Annotated in this window: 21 protein-coding genes; 12 read left to right on the top strand and 9 right to left on the bottom strand. The window is 49.9% G+C overall.

The features are described 5' to 3' along the window. Entirely contained in the window at window positions 1–1,008 is a 1,008-nt protein-coding gene (locus ACZ42L_RS00475; protein WP_464716317.1) for a bifunctional hydroxymethylpyrimidine kinase/phosphomethylpyrimidine kinase, read from the bottom strand. 104 nt (window positions 1,009–1,112) lie between these two features. Continuing rightward, window positions 1,113–2,351, bottom strand: coding sequence for a phosphoserine phosphatase SerB (serB, locus tag ACZ42L_RS00470; RefSeq protein WP_464716316.1), 1,239 nt, complete (start codon window positions 2,349–2,351; stop codon window positions 1,113–1,115). A 122-nt stretch (window positions 2,352–2,473) separates the two neighbouring features. On the opposite strand from serB, the gene ACZ42L_RS00465 reads away from it, so the two are divergent. Then, the gene (locus ACZ42L_RS00465; protein ID WP_464716315.1) at window positions 2,474–3,688 is read left to right on the top strand and encodes a BaiN/RdsA family NAD(P)/FAD-dependent oxidoreductase; all 1,215 of its coding nucleotides are present in this window, start codon (window positions 2,474–2,476) and stop codon (window positions 3,686–3,688) included. Window positions 3,689–4,146: 458 nt separating this feature from the next. On the opposite strand, the gene ACZ42L_RS00460 is transcribed toward ACZ42L_RS00465, so the two are convergent. The 5 genes from ACZ42L_RS00460 to nusB are packed head-to-tail and all read right to left on the bottom strand — an operon-like array spanning window position 4,147 to window position 7,554. After that, a complete protein-coding gene (locus tag ACZ42L_RS00460) occupies window positions 4,147–4,599 on the bottom strand; it encodes a DUF5606 family protein (RefSeq protein ID WP_464716314.1) in 453 nt (150 codons plus the stop codon). 12 nt (window positions 4,600–4,611) lie between these two features. Next, a complete protein-coding gene (gene coaE / locus ACZ42L_RS00455; protein ID WP_464699733.1) occupies window positions 4,612–5,181 on the bottom strand; it encodes a dephospho-CoA kinase in 570 nt (189 codons plus the stop codon). 10 nt (window positions 5,182–5,191) lie between these two features. Then, window positions 5,192–6,163 (bottom strand): YbbR-like domain-containing protein, encoded by a 972-nt coding sequence (locus ACZ42L_RS00450; RefSeq protein WP_464716313.1) that lies wholly within the window; start codon window positions 6,161–6,163, stop codon window positions 5,192–5,194. A gap of 21 nt (window positions 6,164–6,184) precedes the next feature. Next, the gene (gene yajC, locus ACZ42L_RS00445; RefSeq protein WP_464699731.1) at window positions 6,185–6,505 is read right to left on the bottom strand and encodes a preprotein translocase subunit YajC; all 321 of its coding nucleotides are present in this window, start codon (window positions 6,503–6,505) and stop codon (window positions 6,185–6,187) included. A 14-nt stretch (window positions 6,506–6,519) separates the two neighbouring features. Next, window positions 6,520–7,554, bottom strand: a complete 1,035-nt coding sequence (gene nusB / locus ACZ42L_RS00440; protein WP_464703069.1) for a transcription antitermination factor NusB — start codon at window positions 7,552–7,554, stop codon at window positions 6,520–6,522. Window positions 7,555–7,782: 228 nt separating this feature from the next. Here nusB and ACZ42L_RS00435 point away from each other — a divergent pair, with 228 nt between their 5' ends. The 4 genes from ACZ42L_RS00435 to purN are packed head-to-tail and all read left to right on the top strand — an operon-like array spanning window position 7,783 to window position 10,016. Further along, a complete protein-coding gene (locus ACZ42L_RS00435) occupies window positions 7,783–8,382 on the top strand; it encodes a 50S ribosomal protein L25/general stress protein Ctc (RefSeq protein ID WP_464703068.1) in 600 nt (199 codons plus the stop codon). 20 nt (window positions 8,383–8,402) lie between these two features. After that, a complete protein-coding gene (gene pth / locus ACZ42L_RS00430; protein ID WP_464699725.1) occupies window positions 8,403–8,975 on the top strand; it encodes an aminoacyl-tRNA hydrolase in 573 nt (190 codons plus the stop codon). A 3-nt stretch (window positions 8,976–8,978) separates the two neighbouring features. Continuing rightward, window positions 8,979–9,401: an RNA-binding S4 domain-containing protein gene (locus ACZ42L_RS00425; RefSeq protein ID WP_464699723.1), complete on the top strand. Its 423-nt coding sequence runs from the start codon at window positions 8,979–8,981 to the stop codon at window positions 9,399–9,401. 36 nt (window positions 9,402–9,437) lie between these two features. After that, on the top strand, window positions 9,438–10,016 hold the full coding sequence (gene purN, locus ACZ42L_RS00420) for a phosphoribosylglycinamide formyltransferase (RefSeq protein WP_464716312.1): 579 nt from the start codon (window positions 9,438–9,440) through the stop codon (window positions 10,014–10,016). A gap of 164 nt (window positions 10,017–10,180) precedes the next feature. Here purN and ACZ42L_RS00415 read toward each other — a convergent pair whose 3' ends face one another. Continuing rightward, complete coding sequence (locus ACZ42L_RS00415) at window positions 10,181–13,150, bottom strand: TonB-dependent receptor (RefSeq protein ID WP_464716311.1); 2,970 nt, start codon at window positions 13,148–13,150, stop codon at window positions 10,181–10,183. A 161-nt stretch (window positions 13,151–13,311) separates the two neighbouring features. On the opposite strand from ACZ42L_RS00415, the gene aroB reads away from it, so the two are divergent. From aroB to ACZ42L_RS00385, 6 genes are all read left to right on the top strand, one after another. Beyond that, window positions 13,312–14,376, top strand: coding sequence for a 3-dehydroquinate synthase (aroB, locus tag ACZ42L_RS00410; RefSeq protein WP_464716310.1), 1,065 nt, complete (start codon window positions 13,312–13,314; stop codon window positions 14,374–14,376). Window positions 14,377–14,460: 84 nt separating this feature from the next. Then, complete coding sequence (locus tag ACZ42L_RS00405) at window positions 14,461–15,396, top strand: DMT family transporter (RefSeq protein ID WP_464716961.1); 936 nt, start codon at window positions 14,461–14,463, stop codon at window positions 15,394–15,396. Between the two features lie 143 nt (window positions 15,397–15,539). Continuing rightward, window positions 15,540–16,142, top strand: a complete 603-nt coding sequence (locus tag ACZ42L_RS00400) for a nitroreductase family protein (RefSeq protein ID WP_464699716.1) — start codon at window positions 15,540–15,542, stop codon at window positions 16,140–16,142. A gap of 169 nt (window positions 16,143–16,311) precedes the next feature. Next, a complete protein-coding gene (locus ACZ42L_RS00395; RefSeq protein WP_464699714.1) occupies window positions 16,312–16,857 on the top strand; it encodes a glutathione peroxidase in 546 nt (181 codons plus the stop codon). 114 nt (window positions 16,858–16,971) lie between these two features. Beyond that, complete coding sequence (locus ACZ42L_RS00390) at window positions 16,972–17,820, top strand: patatin-like phospholipase family protein (protein WP_464716309.1); 849 nt, start codon at window positions 16,972–16,974, stop codon at window positions 17,818–17,820. Then, a complete protein-coding gene (locus tag ACZ42L_RS00385; RefSeq protein WP_464716308.1) occupies window positions 17,817–18,317 on the top strand; it encodes an N-acetyltransferase in 501 nt (166 codons plus the stop codon). The genes ACZ42L_RS00390 and ACZ42L_RS00385 overlap by 4 nt, the downstream gene beginning before the upstream one ends. Here ACZ42L_RS00385 and ACZ42L_RS00380 read toward each other — a convergent pair. Next, the gene (locus ACZ42L_RS00380) at window positions 18,305–19,054 is read right to left on the bottom strand and encodes a sigma-70 family RNA polymerase sigma factor (RefSeq protein ID WP_464706315.1); all 750 of its coding nucleotides are present in this window, start codon (window positions 19,052–19,054) and stop codon (window positions 18,305–18,307) included. The genes ACZ42L_RS00385 and ACZ42L_RS00380 overlap by 13 nt on opposite strands. Window positions 19,055–19,210: 156 nt before the next feature. On the opposite strand from ACZ42L_RS00380, the gene ACZ42L_RS00375 reads away from it, so the two are divergent. Next, entirely contained in the window at window positions 19,211–20,794 is a 1,584-nt protein-coding gene (locus tag ACZ42L_RS00375; protein ID WP_464716307.1) for a sulfatase family protein, read from the top strand. The last annotated feature ends 178 nt before the right edge of the window (window positions 20,795–20,972 follow it).

The following is a 20,972-nucleotide window of genomic DNA, read 5'->3' as shown; positions in this document are numbered from 1 at the left end:
TTACTGTTTATTCTGTCGGAAAGCACTGGGTGTCATCCCTTTCTGCTTCCTGAAATATCGTGAAAAATGTGCCTGCGAGGAAAATCCATACTCGTATGCTATCTCCTGTACAGTCTTGCTGGTAGTCGACAGTTGCCTGACCAGTTCCTCTATCAGGCAGTCATCAATCATCTCCTTGGGCGATTTGCCGGCTATTCTACGCGTCACCTGCGCCAGATATCGGCTGCTTACGTTCAGATAATCGGCATAGAAAGCCACATCACTGTTGGTATGGCAATGCAGACGCACAGCATCAATGAAGTCGTTGTATAACTCCGGACTCCTACCTTGCAGATTTTCGGCTCGCATAACCTGCTGAGAAATATACGAACGGGCCTGTGCCACAGCCTGCTCTACGGTGTTCCCCTGCGCCAGATAAGTGGCGATGGCAGAAGAAAGCGCATTGCTCTGACCGTGCAGAATAGGCGAACGATTGTCCATCAGCAGCACTTCGCGACACCCGAAAGCCCGCAACCGTTGCAATATTTCCTGCTCTTCGACCGACTGACGCCCCTTGATACCTACCATACAAGCGGCATCATGAGGCTTCACGATGACGAGCGAGCAGAGCGGCAACAGCGATTGGCGCACCTGAGCCAGCACATCATCGCCCATCAAACGCTCACCACGCGAAGAATATACTATCGGATCGTAGATGACATGGCGCGGCTGATGGCGCACGATAGCATCTATCAGCACACGCAGAATATCCACACTGCGCACCATACCAATCTTGAATACAGACGGCTGCACATCGTTGATGATGGCCTCTATCTGACCGCTGACCACGTCGGCCGGTATGTCAAAGAAACGCTGAATGCCTACCGTATTCTGCACCGTGACGGAGGTAATGACCGAAACGGCATACCCTCCCAAGGCCGAAACCGTCTTGATGTCGGCCTGTACACCCGATTCTCCCGTGCCGTCGGAACCGGATATGGTCAGTATGGTTTGAATATGGCTGTTCATTCCCCCATTGCTTTATGGATTACAAAGGAAACAAAATTCCGTCAACAAGCGAAATTTTGTTCCCATTTGTGCAAACTTTACAACAATATTGGAAAAGAACTACGTCAATGTCCGTCTTCTCCGAGATAGCTGTCCTTAAATCCAAGGAAGTAGAGAATACCATCCAAACCGATGGTACTGATAGACTGTTCGGCATTGGCCTTTACACGCGGCTTGGCATGGAAGGCAATACCCAGACCCGCTTCCGAAATCATAGGCAGGTCGTTGGCACCGTCTCCCACGGCAATCGTCTGCGCCAGATTTACCTTTTCCACCTGGGCAATGAGCTTCAGAAGTTCGGCTTTGCGGTGTCCATCAACTATCTCGCCCACATAGCGTCCCGTCAACTTACCGTCGTCGCCTATTTCCAGCTCATTGGCATAAACATAGTCGATGCCGTAACGACGCTGCAAATACTCGCCGAAGAACGTAAATCCACCACTGAGAATAGCTATCTTATAGCCACAACGCTTCAATACCGACATCAGTCTGTCCGTACCTTCGGTAATGGGGAGGTGTTCGGCAATATCCTGCATCACGCTCGCATCCAACCCTTTCAGCAGTGCCACGCGCTCGGTAAAACTCTCCTTGAAGTCTATCTCGCCACGCATGGCACGCTCAGTGATGCTGCGCACCTGCTCGCCCACGCCCGCACGAGCTGCCAACTCGTCGATACACTCGGTCTGGATAAGCGTGGAATCCATATCAAAGCATATAAGCCGACGCATACGGCGATACATCGTATCTTCCTGGAAGGAGAAGTCGATGCCCATCTCTGCCGACAACTTCATGAATTCGGCTTGCATCACGGCACGGTCGTCGGGCGTACCGCGAAGCGAGAACTCTATACATGCACGCACATTACGCTCGGTATGCTTAATGCTCGGACGCCCTGTCAGGCGCAGGATGGAGTCGATATTGAGGCCTTGCGAGGCTACTACCTTGGTATAGGCAGCTATCTGGGCCGCCGACAGACTGCGCCCTATCAGCGTAAGGATGTAGCGATTCTTGCCTTGCCGGTTCACCCAATCCTCATATTTGTCGTCGGGGATAGGCGAAAAGCCTATGTTCACACCCAGCTCGGTGGCCTTGAAAAGGAGTTCTTTCATCACCTGTCCCGACTGCTTCTCGCCCAATCGGATGAGGATACCCAGTGAGAGGGTGCTGTGAATATCGGCCTGTCCGATGTCGAGGATGTCGGCACCATGACTGGAAAGTATCTCCATAATCGAAGCCGTGAGACCGGGACGGTCCTGCCCCGTAATGCTCACGAGTATTTGCTCTTGCTTATTAGCCTTAGACATACGTATATATTGGTTGATGACAACGCGAAGTTAGCCCTTTTTAAGGGAAGTGCCAAACAAATCGGCAAGATGTATTGAAAAAATATAGTATATTTGCAACCTATATCAAATCAACGACAAGGATGAAGATAGCCATTGTAGGCGGAGGGGCGGCAGGCTTCTTCGCTGCCATCACTGCCAAGAGCCGGCATCCCGAAGCCGATGTCTGTATACTCGAACGAGCCAGCCAAGTGCTGGCCAAGGTGGGCGTGTCGGGCGGTGGACGATGCAATCTCACCAACTCGTTTGAAGACGTCACCGACCTGAAGCAAGTTTATCCGCGCGGTCATAAGCTCATGAAACGCCTGTTCAAGAGCTTCAACGAGCGCGACGCATACGAATGGTTCGAGGCGCACGGCGTAAAACTCGTAACGCAAGCCGACCACTGTGTGTTTCCACAATCGCAGCGTTCGCAAAGCATCATCGACTGCCTGGTAAACGAGGCACACCGACTCGGTATCCACATCCTGACTCGCCACGAGGTGAAAAACATCGTACCACAGACCAACGGACAGCTATCCCTGGCACTGGCCGACAAGCAAATGACCGCAGACAGAGTGGCCATCACCACCGGGGGATCGCCACATGGTAAAGGATTGGCCTACTTAGAAGCACTGGGACACAGCATAGAAACTCCTGTACCCTCGCTCTTCACTTTCAACATAGCCGACAAGTCGCTCCGTCAACTCATGGGCACGGTGGTAATAGATGCCATCGTCCAGATGCCGGGAACGAAGTTTCGGACAAGCGGACCACTGCTCATCACGCACTGGGGCATGAGCGGACCGGCTATTCTCAAGCTGTCATCGCATGCAGCCCGATACTTGGCCGAACACGAATACAGGTTGCCTGTGGCCGTGAACTGGACGGGATGTACCAACAACAGCGACGTGCAGACACAGCTCACGGAGCTGGCCTTACGCCATGCGCAGAAGCAACTGGGTACTATTCCTCCCTTTCAACTACCCTCCAGACTGTGGCAATTCATCATCGAGAGAGCCAACCTGAGTACAGAAAAAAAATGGGCTGAGGTGGGCAAAAAAGGATTGAACAAACTCGTAGAAACACTCGTCAACGACCAGTACAACATCAATGGCAAAGGGGCTTTCAAAGAAGAATTCGTCACATGCGGCGGCATAGCCCTGAGCAACGTCAATCTCAATACGCTCGAAAGCAAGGTTTGCCCCCATCTTTTCTTTGCCGGCGAAGTGTTGGATATAGATGCCATCACCGGAGGATTCAACCTCCAGGCAGCCTGGACCACCGGCTATACCGTGGGACAAAGCATAGCCGACTAAGCAGACGTTACGGTATCAGCCTTCGATGCCCACCTGTCCTACCCCCTCCCAACGACCTATTCACCCTTAACTTAATACTTACAAACTCAAAAGCTCGCCTACTAATATATCCTTGACTCGTCTATGAAAATACTGCAAGGGCCAAACAGCAATGCTGCAAAGCCCAGTCAGCAACGCTGCCAAGGCTTTGCAGTTTTTTGAATTTGTGAGTTGATGAATTATTGGGAGTCCATACCAACCCTAACTTTTGCCAATCTACCCGTCAGGAATAAACATACAGGACAGTGCAGACGGTAAGAATGCCAAGAAAGAGAATACTGAACTGATTGCTCAGCAGTGGGCAAAAACAAAGCATCAATGAACAATAGCCTGGTCCATTGATGCTTGCCTATAGATGGGGATAGGATTTGCATGACCGGCACGAAGATGTATCCCCACATCTACGGCCATCCTATTGCCTATTCGGCAGGCTGCTGATTCTTGCGGTCGTCTACATTGTCGCCTTCCGTGGGAGCCAGAGACTCCTTGAAATTGGTAATGCCGTTGTTCACAAGGATGTCGTACCACTGAATCAGCTTCTTGATGTCACTGTCGTGTACACGCTCCTGGTCGAAGCTGGGCAATACCTCTGCGAAGTAACTGCGAAGCTCTTCGCTCTTCGCCTTCTTGTAGTTGAGCGAAGAAGGTTTGCTGTCTTCCTTCTTGCCTAAGTTTTCGAGTACTTGCCACAATGGCACATCGTCTGCGTCGGTATACATGGCTATATCGCCAAGACTTGTCACACGGTCGGTGGCAAACGCCGGCATGCGCTTGTGAGTAGCGTCGAGTGCCTCTACTATAAGATTCATCTTACCACGTGATACCAAGCGGTAAAGTCCCGGTTTACCTGCTATAGAAAGTATTGTTTCCATTTTAATAATGTATTATAATTGTTTGATAATTCGTTTTATCTGTTGTTTTAAATCTGCCTGTCCGTCGTTGACGATTTCAAAATCAGAGCGCCCGACGACCTCCTCTTGTGGCAGTTGCCGACGAATCCAGTCGAGGGCTTGCTCCCTTGTAAGGCTGTCGCGCTGCATGATACGGTCAATCCGCACTTCGAGTGGCGCCGACACGCAGACCACCCGGTCGAAATGTACACGGCGATAAAATCCGCTATCGAACAGAATGGCGCTCTCCAACCAGTCGAGTCCCGATGCCTCGAAGTCGCGAGCTACGGCAGGATGCACCACCTCATTGATAGCTTCGCGGTTGGCATCGCTCTTCATCAGAAACGCAGTCAATACCGATTTTTGCAACACTCCGTCCTTATAGACCTCTTCGCCTACCAACCTTTGCAACTCGCATTGCAATTCGGGCGATGTGCGCATGAGACGCTTAGCCCCCTCGTCGCAATCATACACCTGAATACCCTGCTCGGCCAGCAATTTGCACACATAGCTTTTACCGCTACCCATGCTACCCGTAATGGCAACCTTGAGACGCTGTTTCATGCTGAAAGGATTATTGCTGCTCGATGAGATAATCTATCTGGGAAATCTCCAGCTTCACTCCACGCACACCGTGTGGATAAACGCGCAAATGAAGTGGACACTTATCAGTGTGCTGACTGACAATATCGTTGTAGTCGGCAACCACCCTGAACTGTTCCGGACCAATCCTGCGGAACATGCTTGCACCCACCGTAAAAATGACATTCACGCGCGATGGGAATGTGCGCAATATCTTACCGGCCGGCATATTAACAGCCTCTATCGGCACAGACACGGTCTCCTCGGTCAGAATATCTGGATAGAAACCTACCTTGACAACTGCCGGAATGCACTTCGCACCTTGGATATGGCGCAAAGCAACACGCTCTATCAGGGTGTCCTGGAGATGAGTATGTGTGATTGGGACGGTGTAAACCGACTGGATACTATCCAATATCTGACGGCTGGCATACACAGTTACATACTCCGGCCAGAAGCGTGTCTGGGCCAGATAATAACTTTTGCCGGCCTTGATGTTGCCATGCAGGCGTACCGGCACTTTCTTAGACTCTCCATAATTGAAGAAGAAAGAGAGTCTGTCCGGCTTCAGCGAAGTCATACGCGTAGAACCATACAACATCGGGTACAACTGCTTTTGCAAATCAGACGCACTAATCGCGCCCTTGCCCGCAGCCGTATTGGCATAGGCAGAGAAGTTGAACACAAGCGGACGTATGCGGTCTGAATGCAGATACGTGGCTATGGTAAAGCCCTTATCGCGGACCATCACACGGACGGTATCGGTCATGTCGTTGGTAATCACCACATTGCGCGGTACGCCGACAAGCCTTACCGGCACTGCCACCTCGGCCTCGTAAGTCTCGTTCAACGATGTCAAAAGCCAGAAGCCCCCACTCAACGCGAGGAAAAACAAAAAAACCAGAAACTCCCTATTCACCAAACTGAACAGGAAGTTTCTGGTTTTCTGATATATTTGCCTCATGGCTTTCAACATAGACAGGAATTATGCGTTGGGTGTAACAGCGTTTACATCTGCAAAGACACCGGTCTTGTCAACGGTGAGGACCACTCCGCGAGCCACCTCAACATCCACAGTATGCTTCTCGATATCTACACGCTTTACAGTTCCATAGATACCGCCACCGATGACAACGGCTGTCCCTTCTTGCAGAGAGTTCTGGAAATTACGGGTTTCCTTCTGCTTCTTCTGCTGAGGACGAATCATGAAAAACCACATAATAGCGAAGATTGCTACCATCATGACGAGCATACCCATGCCGCCACCACCTTGGGCTGCCTGTGCAGCCAGAACGATTGAATTCATTTTCGTTAGTATATTTAGTTATTGTTATTCTCTTCCTGTGTTTCTTCCGCGACATCCTCGACCTGCTCGCTCTGACGTTCCATGCGAGAGATGTGGTCTGCCTGACGCTTGTCGCGAGGCTCGTCAATAGCCTTCATCAGGTGGCCCGAATTGATAAGATAACGCGCTATGGTGTCGAGCATGCCGTTGATATAGCCACCACTACGATAAGTGCTGTAGAGCTTGGCAAGATCTACATACTCATTAATGGTCACACTCACCGGGATATTAGGGAACGTAAGCATCTCGGCAATGGCTATCTGCATGATGACGACATCCATGTAAGCCAGACGGGAGAAGTCCCAGTTGCGGCTGGCATCGCTCATGTAACGCTGATATTGGGCAGCATTGAGAATTGTTGCGCGGAACAGTTTGCGGGCAAAGTCCTTGTCTTCCTCGTCCTTATATTCAGGCAAAAGCTCCTGCTTGCTGCTGTTTTTCGGGTCGAAACGCTTGATAGTCTTCAACACGAATGTATCTACCACCTCTTTGTCATCATTCCAGTACAGGCTCTTCTCTTCCAAAAGGGCATCCAGCTCAGCATTATCCAGAAAAAGAGTCTTGTATAGTTTGCGCCAGATTTCGCGGTCGTTCTCATACGAATCGTCCTCGCTCGCCATGTATTCCTGATAGATGGCGCTCTGCTCAATGAGGTTACAGAACTTACGAACAAACTCGATATCCTCCTCCCAAGTCTGCTTTTGGGTCTCCACAAACTCCTGCAACATCTTGTTTTCCTCCAGTTGCACGGCGAATTGATTGTAAGCAAACTTGGTCGAAGGAACTTCCGTGCCCTCTCGCTGTGCTCGCTGTGTGGCAATATCTATGCGATGTCGCTCCTCACGCGTGATGGCTACAATAAGCTCCAGCAGGAAATTATATAAATCATAAGCTTTGGACAAGCTGAAAAACAATTCTTTTTCAGCAGTATCAATGTTCTTGTTCCCGTTTTGATAGTATGCGTAGGTTAACTGAACTATCTTTATTCTAATAAGTTCCCGATTAATCATTCTCTAATAATTTGGTTATCTTATGTTCGTGTTGTTGTTGATGCAAATGTAACTAAAATCCTTTGAACTGGCAAACATGGACTCGTAAAAACTGACTTTTTTAATTGTTTTTTTGCCCAATCGGAAGAAAAGCATTAACTTTGCACAGCTTTTTCGCAAAGCGCATCTCGTGTAATGGCGAATTAAGGCATTCTATTTAATTCAAACTTAATTTAGAGTAACACAATTATGAAAGAGATTAATGTAGCAGGTAAGAAGCGTACAGACCTTGGAAAGAAAGCTTCTAAACAACTCCGTAAGGAAGGTTTTGTTCCTTGCAACTTGTATGGTGAGAAGAAAGACGGAAACGGTGCTCCCGAAGCATTTGCATTCCAGATTGCTTTCAGCGAGCTTCGCAAGATTATCTACACCCCCCACATCTATGTAATCAATCTGGATATCGAGGGTGAAGCCCACACAGCTATCCTGAAAGAAGTTCAATTCCACCCCGTAACAGACGCTCCCTTGCACGTAGACTTCTACGAAGTTAACGAGGAGAAGTCTATCACTATCGGTATTCCCGTTAAGTTGGTTGGTTTGGCACAGGGTGTACGTGACGGTGGTCGTATGAACCTCTCTATCCGTAAGATTAATGTAACAGCTCCTTACAAGCAGATTCCTGAGCATCTCGATGTAGATGTTACAGCTCTGAAGATTGGTAAGAGCATCAAGGTAGGCGAACTCTCATTCGAGGGTCTTGACATTGCTACAAGCAAGGACGTTATCGTTTGCTCAATCAAGATGACACGTCAGGCAACTCTTGCAGCAGCTGCCAACGCTGAAGCATAAATGCAGGTAAGCCTTTATTAATGGACAAATATTTGATTTGTGGGTTGGGGAATCCCGGTGATGAATATCAGGACACCCGACACAACACAGGATTTATGGTATTGGACGCTTTTGCTAAAGCGTCCAATATTGTTTTTGAGGATAAGCGATATGGCTTCATCGCCGAAACTTCCATCAAGGGGAGGAAGATTATTCTGCTCAAGCCCACCACATTCATGAATCTCAGTGGCAATGCCGTGAGATACTGGCTTACCAAAGAGAATATCGACCAGAGTCGACTGCTTGTCATCAGTGACGATGTAGCCCTGCCCCTCGGAGCTTTCCGACTGAAAGGAAACGGAAGCAACGGAGGCCACAATGGCCTGGGCCACATACAGCAACTTATCGGGCAGAACTATGCCCGGCTGCGCATGGGCATAGGCAATGAATATCCTCGCGGTGCACAGGTAGACTGGGTATTGGGACATTACGACGATGAAGACATGAAGACCTTGCAACCAGCTATCGACACCGCTTGCGAGATTATCAAGAGCTTTGCACTCGCCGGCATAGATATTACGATGAACCAATTCAACAAACTAGGAAAAAAATAATTCATGGCAGAAACTGCAAGAATAGATAAATGGCTGTGGGCAGCGCGCATCTTCAAGACGCGTTCCATTGCTGCCGACGCCTGCAAAAACGGCCGCGTCTCGGTCAATGGAACGACTGTCAAGCCCAGCAGGACTGTGAAAGTAGGCGAAACCATCAGCGTCAGGAAAGCACCCGTCGTCTATTCTTTCAAGATACTGCAATGTATTGAAAACCGCGTCGGCGCCAAGCTTGTACCCCAGGTCTACGAGAATGTGACCGAAGCCAAGCAATACGAACTGCTCGAAATGAGCCGCATCAGCGGCTTTGTAGACAGGGCACGCGGTACAGGACGCCCCACCAAGAAAGAACGTCGGGCTCTCGACTCTTTCGTAGAGCCTTCCATCTTCGGATTCGACGACGACGAAGGATGGGACGAAGAGGAATGACAGACTTCCACATATACAGATTCTAACACATAGGCAATGTCTCAGATAGCAATATTTGTTTCGGGCAACGGTTCGAACTGCGAGAATATCATTCGCTATTTCAGCGAGCATTCCGCCGTTCGGGTGGCCCTTGTGCTCAGCAACAAGGCCGATGCCTATGCACTCATCCGCGCCCGCAAGTACCACATCCCCACCGAGATTGTCCCCAAATCGGCATTCAACGACGAAGCCGTCTTGATGCCGTTGCTGCACAAGTATCGGATAGACTTCATCGTATTGGCAGGATTTCTCCTCATGATTCCACCATTTTTAATCTCTGCCTACGACCATCGGATGGCCAATCTCCACCCGGCCTTGCTGCCTAAGTTCGGCGGCAAAGGTATGTACGGACGGCATGTCCACGAGGCCGTAAAGGCTGCCGGAGAGACAGAGACAGGCATGACCGTGCATTGGGTCAGCAACGAATGCGACGGCGGAGAGATTCTGGCACAATACAAGACGCCCCTTCTCCCAACCGACACCCCCGACGATATTGCCGCCAAGGAGCAACTGCTGGAACAGGAATATTTCCCACAGGCAATAGAGAAGATTATTGCCCGACAGACGAAAGTATAGCATAAGAAAAGCGATATGGCCCTACCGACCATATCGCTTTTTTCATTTGGCAAAACTGCAAGGCCTTAACAGCAATGCTGCCTAGCCCGTTCAGCAAAACTGCCAAGCCCATGCAGCATTGCTGCAAAGGCCCGGCAGTAAAACCATATAAATATCCCTGCTCATCAGAAGCGTCCCGGACCGCCGCCGAACCGGCCATGCCCGAATCCGCCAAAGCCTCCGGGACGACGGCCACGACCACCATCGCGCGGACCATCAGGACCTCCACGGCGTCCGCCGACACGCGCATCTTTACCACCAAAGACATTCAGACGATAAATCACATGGAGCATGGCATAGCTGTTGATGCTGTTATACCATGTGTCGGTACGCTGGGTTGCACTGATGGCACGACTCAGGTTGCTCTGCTTGTTGAGTATATCATAGAATTGCAGAGAGACCGTCAACGGCTTACCTTTGAGGAATCCCTGCGACAGCTGTGCGTTCCATACCAATTCGTTGGTATTCATCGACGCGTCGCTATAACCCCGACGACTGTTCTCGTGCAGCCCGGTAGAGACACTCATTCCCCACGGCAGCGTGACATTCACCGAACCACCGTAAGCAAACTGCCATGTATTGAGATTGCTCAAACGCTGCAACTGGTTCTTACTACGCGTAAAATTGAGCGACCCGTCGAGTCCCAATTCCAACCAACCATTGCGATAGGTCGTCTCCAGACGCTCGCCAAGCGAGAGCGAACGGGTGGTATTCTTGACCGAACTGGAAGTACGGTCTACAGCCAGATAGCCCACATAATTATTATATCCTACATTGGTAAATGTATTCACGTTGAAGAATCCGGCTGAGTCTATCGGCGTATTATACATCACAGCCCCCATCATATTCCAGTTGCCGTTGATATTCTGCGGTTGCACGATGCGCCCACCCGTCTTCTCATCGTAGGTCACCATATTGCTGATACTGTTGCGCGTATTGCTGTAGTTGAGGAAAGTCATGAATGCACGCTGTTTCTTCTCGTCGAAATTATTATAGAAGAAGCGGAAGTTATTGGTAAATGCAGGCTTCAGACCTGGATTTCCTTTCGAGATATTCAGCGGGTCACTGTCGTCGGTTACATCGAGCAACTGGCTCATAGAGGGTTGCGACGTCGTACCCCGATAGCTGATTCGGAGATTACTGACATTGCTGAATTTATAGCGGAAATCAAACGTCGGAGTCACGTTTACCACCGAGCGCGTAGTGTCTACATGTATGCCCAGATAGTCTTGTTGGTAACTGGTATGCTGCGGTTGCACCATGACACCTACGTTCAATCTATACTTTTCCCGAATCACACGAAGCATTAAGTTGAATTCGTGGATATAGTTCTTATATGCAGAGTAGCGACTCAGGTCTTTGTCCTCGTAAGTTTCAAGCTTGTCAGGAAGCATCCCCAGGTAGTTGTCCCATCCTCTGAAGAGCAAGGGAATACTACCGAAAAAACCGTTGCCCAGATGGCTGAAGTCGTAGGTAGAGCGATCGCTCTTCGTATATTTGTATTGGAACTGGTAAGAGAACTGTAGGAATACAGCACGCCAGAGAGGTTCGCTATACGTGAACTCGGCACTATACCCCCAGTTGCGGGTAGGCATGAGATTCCAACGATAGGTCTGATAAGTGGAGTCGTTGCCCAATGCGTTCATCAACTGATAGAGATGAACATCGCTCAGAGACAGATTTTTGGAATCGCTCGACCCGTAATTGCCAGCCACGCGCAGCGTAAAGTTGCGTCCATTATGCCCCAGCTTACGATTATATTGCAATACGCCGTTCACGTTTTTATTGTTGCCGTAGCCCAGACTGCTTGTATTGCGCGTGTTGACCATCAGACTGTCCGAGGCCAACAGGGCTATCGATTCTGCCAACAACGGAGAGCTGACAAGTGTATAAGGGTCAACATTATACGATGCCGAGGTTTGTACCGAACGGCTATCGTTCGTGGAATATGTGAACGACGGGCGGAACATGATGTTGGTCATGCTGTCGGGCGTCCACTCCAGACGCATCCGTCCATCCCAACTGTTGCTGCGCGTATAGTTCTGACTGTTGGTATTCGAGTAAGCACCCGACTTAGCCATAAAGTTCTGGACGGATGTTTGGGTATTGGCATCGCCGTCCGAATGGTTCCACCGCATGCTGGCATCAATGACCAATTTACCCTTATCCTCGTAATTGAAGTTAGCCCCAATCATCTTTGTGGCTATCAATCCCTGCCTGCCCATACCGAAATTGCCTCTTCCACCACCACCGGGAAATCCCATATCATTGGTGTTGTTGGCATTGGCAAAGAGCATGAAGCGGTATTTCTCGTTGAAGTAAGCACCCATCATCCGGTCGGAATAGCGGCTGTTCGTTCCCACCGACAGGTCTATATTGCTGAACATACCTTTGTGCATGCCCGGCTTGAGTCCGAAGTCGAGTACTGCCTGCTCCTCGCCGTCGTCAATACCCGTCACCCGCGAGAGGTCGCTCTTCTGGTCGTATGCCTTGATGCGGTCTACGATAGAGGTGGGCAAGTTCTTCAATGCCGTTTTGGTGTCGCCCGTCATGAACTCCTTGCCGTCTATCAGTATCTTCTTGATTTCCTTCCCGTTGACCGTTATCGTGCCGTCGCTCTTCACCTCTGCACCCGGCAGACGCTTCACCAGCTCTTCGATGGTCGACCCTTCTGGCGTGCGATAGGCCGCTGCATTATACATAAAGGTATCTTCGTGGAGTACCACCTTGGTAGCATGCCCCATGACAGTAGTCCCTTTCAGCATGATGGCATCGGCATTCATCACTATCGAGCCCAGTGCCACATTAGTCCCATTGGCTACCGTTACCGGCTTGAAGACGGTCAGATAGCCCACACTCGAAATCTTGACGATATAACGCCCGTCCGCAGGTGCAGCTACCGAGAACTCTCCGCTCTCATTGGATATAGCCCCCGACACAAACGTACTGTCCTTCTGTCGCAACAGCTGAACGGTCGTCTGTACCAGCGGTTCTTTCGTATCTTTGTCTGTCAATGTACCCGTTATATTTCTATTCTGGGCAAACAATGCCGTTGTTGTCAGCAACAACAGCATCGTCCAAAGGAATCTCTTCATACTTGCTAGTTGTTTATTCTTCAATTAAGTCTTTGCTTTCTTAGACGTCGCACGTCATTATTAGTTTAATACCCTGACGAGAAAAAATGCTGTTTTTCTTGTCTGTATTACGGGAATGATATACTTTTGTGCGCAGAAAGCATCATCTACGTAAGTATAATATGGAACAGAGTATCATCATTTCAGAACATTTGGAGCAAGAACTGGCCGTTGCCATCTCTGAATGCGAACACGACAAGCTCTTCATCTTATTCGATGAGACCACCCACCGCACCTGTTGGCCCATATTGCAACACTACGTGGGTCTCAGAACGGCACATCCCATCATCATCCAAGCTACCGACACGCATAAGGATATAGCCACTTTGGCGCATGTATGGGAAGAGCTGGGCCAACATGGCGCTACCCGCCACTCGTGTCTTATCAATGTTGGCGGAGGCATGGTAACCGACTTGGGCGGCTTTGCCGCATCTACTTTCAAGCGTGGCATCAACTTTATCAATGTCCCCACTACCCTGCTGGCTATGGTCGATGCGTCTGTGGGTGGCAAGACAGGCATCAATTTCAATGGTCTGAAAAACGAAATTGGAGTATTCAGCGATGGCAGATTCGTCATCCTCGATACGGTTTTCCTGAAGACACTCGACGAGATGAACCTCCGTTCGGGTTATGCCGAAATGCTCAAACACGGACTTATCAGCAACGACATGATGTGGGTACAACTGCTCAAATTCGACTTACAGCAGCCCGACTGGCAGGAACTGAAACAGATGGTGGGCGACTCGGTAAAAGTAAAACAGCACGTGGTGCGACAAGACCCACACGAGCACGGCATCCGCAAGGCCCTCAATCTGGGCCATACTTTCGGACATGCCTTCGAAAGTTTTACATTGCGCCGTGCTACACAACCCGATCACATGCCACTGCTGCATGGGTATGCCGTGGCCTTCGGACTCATCTGCGAGCTTTACCTCAGCTGCCTGAAGACGGCATTTCCCACTGACAAGATGCGCCAGACTGTGACTTTCATCCGCCAAAACTACGGCACGTTGCTCATCACATGCGATGATTATGCTGAATTGATAGAACTGATGCACCACGATAAGAAGAATGCTGCCGACAGTATCAACTTCACCCTCCTCTCTGACATCGGCCACATTAAAATCAATCAGACCGCTACCGACGGGGAAATCAAGGAGTGTCTTGACTTCCTGAGAGAGGGATAAAGACTTCTACGCAAGGAGCTGGCAGGATAATAAAGGGCATCGTCGTCCCTGCCTGTACCTCTCTTGCAAATTTACAAATACATGATAAAATATATAGGTGAAATCATTTCCATAGGAGTAGCATTCTCCTGGACCATTGCTGCTCTCTCCAGCGAGGTGGGGAGCAAGCGATTGGGCATTTTTGTAATGAATGTATGGCGCATGTCGCTGGCACTTCTTTTCTCCATACTCCTTTGTTGGATTCTCTTGGGTACGCCTTTTCCCGTCTACGCCGATACCCAAGCCTGGATATGGCTGTTGCTTTCGGGTGCAGTGGGATATTTCTTCGGCGACTGGTGTCTGTACAACAGTTATCTCACGATTGGCTCGCGTTACGGCCAATTATTCATGACCCTGGCCCCCATGTTTGCCGCACTGGCCGCGTGGGCGGCATTAGGGCAAGTACTCAGTTGGGGCAGTCTGCTGGCCATGACGGTCACGATGGCCGGTATAGCTATCTCTATTCTGGGCCGAAGTCAGAACAAGCGTGGACTCTCCATCGACCTTCCCACCAAGGGAATCCTGTATGGTATCGGTGCCGGAATGGGCCAAGGCGTTGGCTTGGTACTCAGTAAGATAGGCCTGGACCATTACACCGCCAACGTTCCGTCCGATGTGTTACCACAGATAGAAGTCTTCCTCCCTTTCAGTGCCAACTTGATTCGCTGTATTGCCGGACTCACCCTGTTCTCTACATGGCTGTTGCTGCGTGGCGAGGGCGAGCGCTTCAAACAGAGCATGCACAATGGTAAAGGCATGTTGGCAATGCTCATCGCCGTGCTGTCTGGCCCGTTCATCGGCGTTGGCTTCTCTCTTCTGGCCGTGCAATACACCGCGGCCGGCATTGCAAGTACCCTCATGGCCATCTCGCCTATCATGATATTACTGCCTACTTATTATATGTTCCACCAGCCCATTACGCTGCGTGTCGTGCTCGGAGCAGTGATTTCTGTTATCGGCGTATCGCTCTTCTTCATCTAGTCCTACATTTCTTATTCTGCCATGCCATGTTTATGGTATTTTTAGACGACAAAACTAAAAATACCATAGCGTCATGATGCGGCTTCCAAATATACTCCCTATATTTGTCGTATCAAATACAAATTAATAAAAAGAATAAGAATATGAGTAGAAATTTCATAGATGCCATAGCGCATCGCCGTAGCTATTACGCCCTCAAAAACGAGTCTCCCATCTCCGACGAAGCGATACAGCAACTTGTCGAACGCGCCGTTTTGCACGTCCCATCGGCTTTCAATAGTCAGAGTACGCGCATTGTCGTGCTCTTGGGCGATAAGCATCGCCACCTTTGGGAGATTGCCAAAGATACCCTGCGTGCCATCATACCGGCTGAAGCATTCACAGCTACCGAAGCTAAAATCAACACATCGTTTGAAAGTGGGTATGGTACTATCTTGTTCTACGAGGACCAAGAACCTGTCAAGGCATTGCAAGAGCAGTTCCCAACGTATGCTCCCAACTTCCCTATATGGTCTGAACATACCAACGCCATGCACCAACTGACCATTTGGACCGCCTTGGACGATGCTGGTCTGGCTGCCTCGGTACAGCATTACAATCCGATTATCGACGAAGCAGTGGCTCAGGCTTTCGACATTCCAGTCAACTGGACGCTGCGAGCACAAATGCCTTTCGGCACAGCAACAGGCCAACCAGGCGAGAAAACTTTCCTGCCCATCGAGCAAAGGGTAAGAATTTTGAAGTAAGACGGATATAGTTGTATCGTCAGCGATAATGGTTAATTAGAGTTAAGCAACGCAACTATCTTCCTGAAAATTTTGTGATAACCAATTATTCGACGTATATTTGCATCGTAAAAGATAGTAAACTATTACGTATTATACAAGAACATATAAAATAAAGGAGATTTAAAAGATGGCTACAATCTACGATTTCAAGGTATTGGACAGAAAAGGCAACGAAGTAAGTTTGTCTGAATATAAGGGTAAAGTATTGCTGGTAGTAAACACCGCAACAGCTTGTGGATTCACACCGCAGTTCGAAGATCTCGAAAAAACATACGATAAACTACAAAGCAAAGGCTTGGAAATACTCAACTTCCCATGCAACCAGTTCGGTGGACAAGCTGCCGGAAGCGATGAGGAAATCCACCAATTCTGCCAATTAAACTTCGGAACAAAATTCCCACAATTCAAGAAGATAGAGGTAAACGGCGACAACGAAGCTCCCCTCTATACATGGTTGAAGAGCCAGAAAGGTTTTGCTGGCTTCGGCGAGCATGAATTGAAGACTATTCTGGAAGATATCCTGTCTAAAGCCGATGCCGATTGGGACAAGAAGAGCGATATCAAATGGAACTTCACCAAGTTCCTCGTGAACAAAGAAGGTGAAGTCGTTGCACGCTTCGAACCAACACAGAGCATGGCCGATGTAGAAAAAGCCATCGAAGAACTGCTGTAAACCAGCACACCATACACAAGTCCCCATTCAGTGATGAGAGTCATCTGAATGGGGATTTTCTTTTTTCTGCTACATTATTTTTATGATTCTGTGATTTTCACTACTTTTGCTTGTATGAAAAAAGGATTGGTATTAGAGGGAGGTGCATTGCGGGGATTGTTCTCCGCAGGTGTCATCGATGTCATGATGGAACAAGGACTAGAACCCGACGGACTTGTCGGTGTATCGGCAGGAGCTGCTTTCGGCTGCAATTACAAGTCGAGACAACCGGGACGATGTATCCGCTATAACAAGCGTTATGCCCACGACAAGCGTTATTGCAGTCTGTCATCGCTCATCAAGACAGGCGACATTTTCGGCGGAGAATTCTGCTATCACACGCTCCCCACACAGCTTGACCCGTTTGATACCGACACTTTCGACACCAATCCGATGGATTTCTATGCCGTCTGTACCGACCTAGAGACTGGTCAAGCAGAATATCGCCGACTACAAGAACACGGCTACGAATGCTACGAATGGATACGCGCGTCGGCTTCCATGCCCTTGGTGTCGCGTATAGTAGAACTGGATGGGCGCAAAATGCTGGACGGCGGACTGGCCGACTCCATCCCCCTACAATTCTTCCAGACCAAAGGCTACGACCGCAACATCGTCGTACTGACACAACCCGCAGGCTACACGAAGTCGCCCAACAGGCTCATGCCACTCATCAGATGGAAGTACCGACACTATCCCAACTTCGTAGAGACATGCGCCAACCGCCATACCATGTACAATAAGCAATTGGAATACGTAGCCCAAGAAGAGCAAGCCGGCAGGGCATTGGTCATCCGTCCGACAGCCAGACTGTCTATCGAGCACATCTCACACAATCCCGACGAGATGCAGCAAGTCTACGAGCATGGACGCGAGACAGCATGCGCAAGAATCAGCGAACTAAAAGAATTTTGGAAACAATGAAAATAAGACAGGCCCAACCCCAAGACCTCGACACGGTGATGGCACTCATCGACGAGGGAAGAAAAATTATGCGAAGCAGCGGAAATCTCAATCAATGGGACGACAACCACCCTTCGCGCCAACAGATTATCGATGACATAGACCATCACCATTGCTATCTCATGGCAGACGAGCAAGGACTCGACGTGGCAACCTTTGCCTTCATTCCAGGCCCGGATTCCACCTATACATACATAGAGGATGGCCATTGGACCGACGACACATCCGACTACTACGTAGTACATCGCGTAGCCAGTCTGCCACAGGTACACGGCGTCTTCCGCACCATCATGGACTACTGCTTCACGCAGACCGACAACGTGCGCATAGACACCCATCGCGACAATGCCATCATGCAGCATACCATCCTCAAATATGGCTTCACCTATTGTGGAATCATCCATCTGGAGAATGGCGACCCACGACTGGCGTATCAGTTGAAACGCTACTTGAGATAGCTTTTCAACTGACCATTATCCGAATTTCGGAGCATCTTGCGCACTGCCTTATCGCGAATCTGGCGCACACGCTCCCGCTTCAGCCCCATCTCACGACCGATTTCGGCCATCGGCAGCTGCGTACTATTGATTCCGAAGCACGCCTCCACAACCACACGTTCGCGCTCGTCGAGCACCGCCATGGCCTCCACCAGAGTCTCGCGCAGCGACTCTGTGAGCACATGCTCATCGGCTGCCGGTGCTGATTCGTCCTTCAATACACTCAGCAGACTCATCTTCTTGCCCTCAACCAACGGCGCATCTACCGAGAACGGATGGCTGTTGGCCTGCTCCTGTTGACTGTTTTCGCCCGCCGGCAAACGATAAATGCCCGATTGTTCCTTCACGGCCCGCTCGATGGCACGGCGCACATACGGCTCGGCAAACCTCACAAAGCGCACACCATGAGCCGCATCAAAGTTCTGGGCAGCCTTGATGAGTCCCAGATTTCCTTCGCTGATAAGGTCGGTAATGCCCAACCCCTGGTCCTGATACCGCTTAGCCACCGACACTACAAAGCGCAAGTTGGCCGTTGTCAACTTATCCAGAGCGCGCCTGTTACCGGCTTTCACCTCCTCAGACAATTTTTGTTCTTCCTCTGCTGTCAACAGAATTTCCTTTCCTATTTCGTCGAGATACAGGTTCAAGGACTCTCCTTCACGCTCCGACAAGGGTTTCCCTGTTTTGATTTTTCTCATATCGTATCGTTCTTTTCCACAAAGATAGCAGAATCCAGACACAAACAAAAATATATAATCAAAAATCTTTTTCCCTGCCAGTGAATTCCATTGTCAACTTTATTAGCTATTTTTGTAGACAAATACCAAAATTTCTAAATAATCTAAACAAAAGGAATGAATAAGACTTATTTATCATGTGCCTTATTGTTGGCGTCGTCCGCACAGGTTGCCAATGCTGCCAATAATCGAGGAAAGAAAACAGTAGACCGGCAACGTCCGAACGTTATACTCATCGTTGCCGACGATTTGGGCTATGGAGATTTGGAATGCTACGGCGCCAAAAACGTAAAAACACCTAACATCAACCGTCTTGCCGGCTGTGGAATCAGATTCACCGACGGCCATGCCATCGCTTCTACCAGCACCCCATCGCGCTATTCGCTGCTCACAGGCGAATACGCCTGGCGACGCCCCGACACCGACATCGCGGCCGGCAATGCCGGAATGATTATCCGCCCCGGCCAGTTTACCATTGCCGACATGTTCAAGAGCCGTGGCTACAACACTGCTGCCATCGGCAAATGGCATCTGGGGCTGGGCGACAAGCAGGGTACGCAAGACTGGAATGCCCCCCTGCCCCAAAGCCTGGGCGACCTCGGATTCGACTACCACTACATCATGGCAGCCACGGCCGACCGTGTTCCCTGCGTGTTCATCGAGGATGGAAAGGTGGTCAACCACGACCCTTCAGCCCCCATTTCGGTAAGCTATGAAAAGAATTTTCCGGGCGAGCCTACAGGCAAAGACAATCCCGAATTGCTCTACAACCTGAAGTCAAGCCAAGGACACGACATGTCTATCGTCAACGGAATCGGCCGCATCGGTTATATGAAAGGTGGCGGCAAAGCCCTCTGGAAAGACGAGAACATCGCCGACTCCATCACTGCCCATGCCATCAACTTCATTCAAGACCATCAGAAGAATCCTTTCTTCATGTACTTCGCAACCAACGACGTGCATGTTCCCAGATTTCCCCATGCACGCTTCCGCGGCAAGAGTGGCATGGGCCTACGCGGCGATGCCATCGTAGAATTTGACTGGTCGGTGGGTCAAATCATGCAGACACTCGACAAACTGGGACTCACCGACAACACGATTATCATCCTGACAAGCGACAACGGACCTATTCTCGACGACGGATATGTGGACCAGGCAAAGGAACTGCTCAACGGTCACCGCCCGGCAGGTCCTTGGCGCGGCAACAAGTACAGCACTTTCGAAGGAGGTACAGCCGTTCCCTTCATCGTCAGTTGGCAAGGAAAGATTCAAGGCAACCGCACTTCGCCGGCCCTGCTCTCGCACATCGACCTCATGGGGTCGCTCGCCTCGCTGGTGAACGCGACCCTGCCCCAAGGCAGTGCTCCCGACAGCCACGACTATATGTCGGCTTTCATGGGCGACGACACCGTCGGCCGTCCTTGGGTAATAGAGCAGGCTGTCAACCATGCCCTGTCTGTAAGAACCCACCAATGGAAATATATCGAGCCTAGCGATGGCCAGCCCATCATCTCATGGGCAGGCAATGCAGAGAGCGGCTACCTCGCCACACCACAGCTATACGACATCCATAGCGACATGTCCGAGCAGCAGAATCTGGCCAGCAAACAGCCCGACACCCTGTTCGATTTGCAGAATATCCTCAGAAAGGAACGCAACAAGGCATACCAAGGAATAGCCCTTCCCAAACAGGCGAAATGACATGCCATTACTGCCTAGGCTTAACAGCATTGCTGCCGAGCCTAGGCAGCAACACTGCAAGGCCCTCGCAGCGATGCTGCGAGGGCCTTGCAGTAAATGAAGGATATTGTTTCCAGGAATAAAGAAAACATTATTGACATAAAAATAATCTTCTCCTCATCTTCCACTTGATATTATA

The sequence above is a fragment of the Prevotella mikamonis genome (assembly GCF_055381405.1).
Note: the sequence above shows the minus strand (reverse complement) of the source record. Positions and strands in the feature narration are given on the sequence as shown.

Excerpts from the sequence above, each read along its gene's own strand:
- serB (WP_464716316.1), bottom strand. The coding sequence starts at position 2,351 with ATGTCTAAGGCTAATAAGCAAGAGCAAATACTCGTGAGCATTACGGGG.
- ACZ42L_RS00460 (WP_464716314.1), bottom strand. The coding sequence starts at position 4,599 with ATGGAAACAATACTTTCTATAGCAGGTAAACCGGGACTTTACCGCTTG.
- coaE (WP_464699733.1), bottom strand. The coding sequence starts at position 5,181 with ATGAAACAGCGTCTCAAGGTTGCCATTACGGGTAGCATGGGTAGCGGT.
- nusB (WP_464703069.1), bottom strand. The coding sequence starts at position 7,554 with ATGATTAATCGGGAACTTATTAGAATAAAGATAGTTCAGTTAACCTAC.
- yajC (WP_464699731.1), bottom strand. The coding sequence starts at position 6,505 with ATGAATTCAATCGTTCTGGCTGCACAGGCAGCCCAAGGTGGTGGCGGC.
- ACZ42L_RS00475 (WP_464716317.1), bottom strand. The coding sequence starts at position 1,008 with ATGAACAGCCATATTCAAACCATACTGACCATATCCGGTTCCGACGGC.
- ACZ42L_RS00395 (WP_464699714.1), top strand. The coding sequence starts at position 16,312 with ATGGCTACAATCTACGATTTCAAGGTATTGGACAGAAAAGGCAACGAA.
- ACZ42L_RS00380 (WP_464706315.1), bottom strand. The coding sequence starts at position 19,054 with ATGAGAAAAATCAAAACAGGGAAACCCTTGTCGGAGCGTGAAGGAGAG.
- ACZ42L_RS00400 (WP_464699716.1), top strand. The coding sequence starts at position 15,540 with ATGAGTAGAAATTTCATAGATGCCATAGCGCATCGCCGTAGCTATTAC.
- ACZ42L_RS00390 (WP_464716309.1), top strand. The coding sequence starts at position 16,972 with ATGAAAAAAGGATTGGTATTAGAGGGAGGTGCATTGCGGGGATTGTTC.
- ACZ42L_RS00435 (WP_464703068.1), top strand. The coding sequence starts at position 7,783 with ATGAAAGAGATTAATGTAGCAGGTAAGAAGCGTACAGACCTTGGAAAG.
- ACZ42L_RS00415 (WP_464716311.1), bottom strand. The coding sequence starts at position 13,150 with ATGAAGAGATTCCTTTGGACGATGCTGTTGTTGCTGACAACAACGGCA.
- pth (WP_464699725.1), top strand. The coding sequence starts at position 8,403 with ATGGACAAATATTTGATTTGTGGGTTGGGGAATCCCGGTGATGAATAT.
- ACZ42L_RS00375 (WP_464716307.1), top strand. The coding sequence starts at position 19,211 with ATGAATAAGACTTATTTATCATGTGCCTTATTGTTGGCGTCGTCCGCA.
- ACZ42L_RS00450 (WP_464716313.1), bottom strand. The coding sequence starts at position 6,163 with ATGAGGCAAATATATCAGAAAACCAGAAACTTCCTGTTCAGTTTGGTG.
- purN (WP_464716312.1), top strand. The coding sequence starts at position 9,438 with ATGTCTCAGATAGCAATATTTGTTTCGGGCAACGGTTCGAACTGCGAG.
- ACZ42L_RS00385 (WP_464716308.1), top strand. The coding sequence starts at position 17,817 with ATGAAAATAAGACAGGCCCAACCCCAAGACCTCGACACGGTGATGGCA.
- ACZ42L_RS00425 (WP_464699723.1), top strand. The coding sequence starts at position 8,979 with ATGGCAGAAACTGCAAGAATAGATAAATGGCTGTGGGCAGCGCGCATC.
- ACZ42L_RS00465 (WP_464716315.1), top strand. The coding sequence starts at position 2,474 with ATGAAGATAGCCATTGTAGGCGGAGGGGCGGCAGGCTTCTTCGCTGCC.
- aroB (WP_464716310.1), top strand. The coding sequence starts at position 13,312 with ATGGAACAGAGTATCATCATTTCAGAACATTTGGAGCAAGAACTGGCC.